4 protein-coding genes are annotated in these 4,656 nt (G+C 59.7%); 3 read left to right on the forward strand and 1 reads right to left on the reverse strand.

The window, feature by feature from the left end; genetic code table 11:
• The first annotated feature begins 186 nt into the window (after positions 1-186).
• Together ABX749_RS22860 and ABX749_RS22865 are read left to right on the forward strand one after the other, a co-directional pair.
• A complete protein-coding gene (locus ABX749_RS22860; RefSeq protein ID WP_372898022.1) occupies positions 187-465 on the forward strand; it encodes a hypothetical protein in 279 nt (92 codons plus the stop codon).
• A 193-nt stretch (positions 466-658) separates the two neighbouring features.
• Positions 659-1,573: a peptidase C39 gene (locus ABX749_RS22865; protein ID WP_372898023.1), complete on the forward strand. Its 915-nt coding sequence runs from the start codon at positions 659-661 to the stop codon at positions 1,571-1,573.
• Positions 1,574-1,642: 69 nt separating this feature from the next.
• Here ABX749_RS22865 and ABX749_RS22870 read toward each other — a convergent pair whose 3' ends face one another.
• Complete coding sequence (locus ABX749_RS22870) at positions 1,643-3,742, reverse strand: sigma-70 family RNA polymerase sigma factor (protein ID WP_372898024.1); 2,100 nt, start codon at positions 3,740-3,742, stop codon at positions 1,643-1,645.
• Between the two features lie 441 nt (positions 3,743-4,183).
• On the opposite strand from ABX749_RS22870, the gene ABX749_RS22875 reads away from it, so the two are divergent.
• The coding region (locus ABX749_RS22875) for a ribonuclease III domain-containing protein (protein WP_372898025.1) at positions 4,184-4,656 on the forward strand (473 nt) is incomplete at its 3' end.

Below are 4,656 nucleotides of genomic sequence, written 5' to 3' on the forward strand. Positions count from 1 at the left end.
CACCAGATTGGCTCAGCCACCCGATGGGCGGTCTCAACCATGTGCCATTTCAGGGAGTTTGAAATGCCGGAACTTTATCGCGGACTTGAGCATCCCTATTGTCAGCCATTTGATCCCGGTGCGGGAGCACTGCCCCCCCGCGCGACCCGCCGCACTGACGGGAATCTTGAATGCAGGGAGCGGTGGGTGGGGACCGCCCCAGCGGTGGCAGTCGGCTTGGAGGCGGGCTGGCTGATCGCAAAGAAGCCGGACGCCGCTGACGCGAAAACCGACGACGCGTCCCCACGCTGTCTACAACTGGCAACCGGACAATGGTGCCTCCCGATTTGGGCGACCTGGTTTCCCAGCCCCGGTCCGGCTGTGATCTATGCGTCTGATCTGGGTTACCGGATCGGTCAATCGGTCGAAATCATTTATCTGCAACGCGACCGACAAAACGAGACAGCGCCGAGATTGCAATCATGAAAATCTGGATCGCCGCCTGATTCGCGCAGAAACCGGCGTTTGCCACGGTCCCTTGAACCGCTTTCTAAACTTTGCGCACACATTGTCTTCATGCTATCTTCATGGGCAATCGCATGGCATCTTTTTGCAATCGCCTGGATGGCGACGGGTTTGCTATGATTTTCCCGAGAGATACCCCCCAGAGAATTGGGCAATGGGAATGGACCTTTGGATCGCGATCGGTTTTATCGCCACGGTCTCCACCCTCGCGTTTGTCGCGGGACGGCGACTGTCGCTATCGGTCTACCAGAACAAGCCCCTGCTGCTGGCCGAATGCTTGATTTTTTCGCTGGTGTTCGCATTCGGTCTTGCCAATCGGTTGTCTTGGGCCCATGCCTTTCCCACGCCGGCAGCACTTTGTTGGGCAAATTGGGTGCCGGTGTTTTTGTCGTTTAGCGCCGGCTTGGCCTCCGAAGTGTCTGCGTTGCGAGCGGCGTGTCGGCACGGCGTCGCCGGGTTGATGGCGCTGCTTGCGATCGGGTTCTTGGTCTTGCCGGTGCTTCGCCCCCAATTGTTTCCGATCGAAGTGGACCGGGCGGCAACTTGGAAAGACGGAGTCTGCTTACAAAGTCATGAAGCCAGTTGCGGTCCCGCGGCCGCGGCGACATTACTTCACCAAACGGCGCTGACCACTTCGGCACGGTTGAGGTTCGCTGACGGACAGTGGGCTGGTGCACCGCTGGCGTCGGCCGAGCAATGGATGGCCGATGCGTGTTTGACCAGCAACCAAGGGACGTCTTCACTGGGCTTGATTCGTGGATTGCGGATCGCCGTTGCCGACAGTTCACAACAGGTCGAAGTCGCCGACCAGGATCCAACGCTGTGGCGGGCCCGAGGCCAATTGCCCAACGTGGCCGTCGTCCGCTTCAGTGATCATCCTCGGGCCGGCGGTCCGGTCCGCCGGTTGCTCGGGACCGATGGCGAAGGACACGCGGTCGTCGTGCATAGCCGATTGGCCGATGGGCGTTGGAGAGTCGCTGACCCGGCGGTCGGCTGGCGTCTGTGGGATGACGAACACTTTCGTCGCGTGTTCACCGGCGAAGCGATCTATCTTGCGACGCGTCGGTGAACGGCCTGTTGATTTGGGAACATCGATGAAATCAACAGGCCTTGAAGCCTCGCGGAGATGCGGACCGGCCTACATGAAGCCACCGCCCTGCTCCCCGAAGCCTCCTCCGGTGACCCCACCGCCTCCACTCTGAAATCCCCCACGAAGGATTTGCGGGGGAGCGGGAACTTCGACTTCCTCGGCGACGGCATCGAGCCCGAATGAGTTTTCGCGGAGGGCTTGAAGCAACTGTTCAATTTGCCGATGCGTTTGGTACGTCGTGCTGACGACCAGTCCGGGACGGTTGCCAGGAGCGGGCGACATCGTTGAACTGCCACCGAGCGACTCCCATTGATCCGAGTGGATCGTGGTTTCGATCAGACTGATCAGGCTGTCAAAGTCTCCGCCAAGGCCGATGCCCTCGAGCCAGTAAACGCGACCGAGCAAGTGTTCGTCGCCGTAGTCTTCGGCGACCACGGTATGAAGGTTGTCTTTTACCGTCAGGGCCAGGTCGTGTTGGCGTAGCACCAACGAGATCATGTCATAGCCGGAAAGTGACTGGACGTCCGCGACGACAGGGACATCGGCATCGATGCCGATGTCTTCGAGCGAACGTTTGTCGATCACGATCGGCAGATCCAACGTCTGGCTCAATTGCGAGATTGCTTCGGAGAGTGGGTTCTCAAAAAACGTGATGCTGTTCGTTTTCGCCAATTTCTCTTCCGCCTGACGCATCATGGCGTCGTTCACACTGAGCCACTGATCGGTGCCGATTCCACGATGCACGAGTTCGCTGTGGTCGGCGGTGATCACCAAGCCTTCGCTTTCGATGGTCGCCTTGAGCCCCAATGGCTGCAACAGTTTGCGAAGTGCGGTGCGTAGCGGCTCGGGGCGAGCGTTGTAGTTGAGCTCGGCATCGGGTTCGAGCTGCGCGTATTGCATCACGCGAGGGCTGAGGAGGACCGGTTGCTGAATTTGGTCCTGAAGTTGATCGACGAGGGTGCCCAACGATCCGCCGACTTGAAGCTCGACTTGTTCGTCCATCATTTCGGCGAGCGCATTGGCCAACTCTCCGGACGGGGAGGCTGGTCGGAAGCGCCTCCGCAAGACGGTCTGTTGGTCGGCGGATGAAACAGCCGGTACGGTCGATACCGTTGCCTTCGGCGCACCAACCGGCACGAAGGCGGTCGGTGTTTCAACGGCTTGGTCGTTCGATGGCGGCGGTGTGGCGACCGGTGCGGCAAGCGGCTTCTTGCCCGGTGAAGCGAACTGGGCCACGACGGCATCGGGGGCGGATCCAAGCGTGATCGGAGCTTGCGTTTGTCCCGACGGTGACGATCCATCGGATCCGAAACCCGGCAAGGTCAACAGCGCGGCGAGGGTCCCCGCGGCGGTCAGGCCGCCGGCAACATTCCAAGGGGTCATGATTCGTTTTCCTGAGTTGACGAGAGGGTGGAGTAGGTTTTCCTGAATCGGTGGAGCCGGTAGCGGCCCTTCGGTGAGTGACGAGAGAAACGAGGTGCTGGCGGCCGAAACTTCATCGGCGGTCAGCGTGACGGATCCGGCTGCGGCGACGGCCAGCAAGGGAACCACCCCGCGTCGTCGCAAGCGATTCGCCAGAAGTTTCTTGCCGCGTTGCAGGCGACCGCGTATCGATCCCAGTGAGGTTTCGAAATGTTCGGCCAGACGTTCCAACGAGTAGTCGTCGTAGATCTGCATCACGACTGCGGCCCGATAGTGTTCCGGCAGCGCGGCCAGTTCTTCATCCAAGACGATGGCGTCGTGTTGTTGCGTGATGCGTTCCAGCGGATCATCGTCCAACACAGGTTCGGTCATGGGCTCGTGGTTTGGTTTGCGATCGGCAAGGGTGGCGATCGATGCACGATGGGCGACGCGATGTAACCAACCGGGCAGACATTCCGGGCGGGAGATTTTCGCGCTGTTCTTGGCCAGCAATAAGAACGTGGTTTGGAACGCGTCGTCGGCATCGGCGGCGCTACGGCATTTCCGACGACAAACGGTCAAAACCATTCTGCTGTACCGTCCGACGAGAACCGCGAGTGCCGCCCCGAGACGATCGTTTGTCCAGGCGTCGAGCAACTCGGCGTCGCCGAATTGCTCGATCGTGGCGCTGTCGATCCGACCAGTCGTCGAATCGTCGTTCTGTTCGATGGGTGCTGTCATATTCATGGCTATCTGCATGTTAGTGCGATCGAACGCTTTCGGAGCGCGCAGAAAATCTTCGCCGCTGAATGAATTGCCCGTTTTTTCTGTGGTGAACGTTCGTGCGACCGGATTCCAGGCCGAATCGCGTCACGTCGACGCCCCCTTTTCAGACCGATCGGACTACCCACGAAGGTCCGCAGTTGTTAAGGTACAACCATCGCGTCGCACACCGGCGGGCGGGTCGGTCTGGTTTGGTTCGAATCGGAACCGCTGGACCCGTTCGCCGGCGTGTGACATGGATGGCATGCAAGGCTGCATCAGACGTTGCGCCTTGGTTTGCCTCACGTGTCACAGCTGCTTCTCTCTGCGTCCGCGCCTCGGGGTGTCTCCCGATCGAGGCGTCGTGCGAGTGGTGCGGTTTGGCACGTGCCTTACCAACGCACGACTCTTTCGCACGCAAGAACCTTGTCTTTACCGCTTGATTCTGAATCCGATGACGCCGAACTGGCCCCCGCCGGTTCCCTCACCGATCACCTCCATTGCTCCGACGATCACGACGATTCTTTCGAAAAGGATCCAGACGATCTCGACCAGGAACGATCCAAGCCGGTGATCGATTTCGACCCACCCGGCACCGGCGACGACGTACGACTGGTCGCGTCGCCTCGCGACGAAAGCGGTGACCTGGATCACTCCGAGAAACTGATCCGTTGCCAACAACTGATCGATTATCAGTTCAAAGATCAGGAGTTGCTGCGTTTCGCATTGACGCACGCTTCAGGGGCATCGCATCGCTTGGCGAGCAACGAGCGATTAGAATTCCTCGGTGATAGCATCCTCGGCTTCGTCATCTGCTCGTGGTTGTACGAGGAATACCCCGAGTACAACGAAGGCGATTTGACGAAAATCAAATCGGCCGTCGTCAGCCGCCGCACCTG

Origin of the sequence: Stieleria sp. (assembly GCF_041595215.1) — a bacterium.
Classification (GTDB): Bacteria; Planctomycetota; Planctomycetia; order Pirellulales; family Pirellulaceae; genus Stieleria; species Stieleria magnilauensis.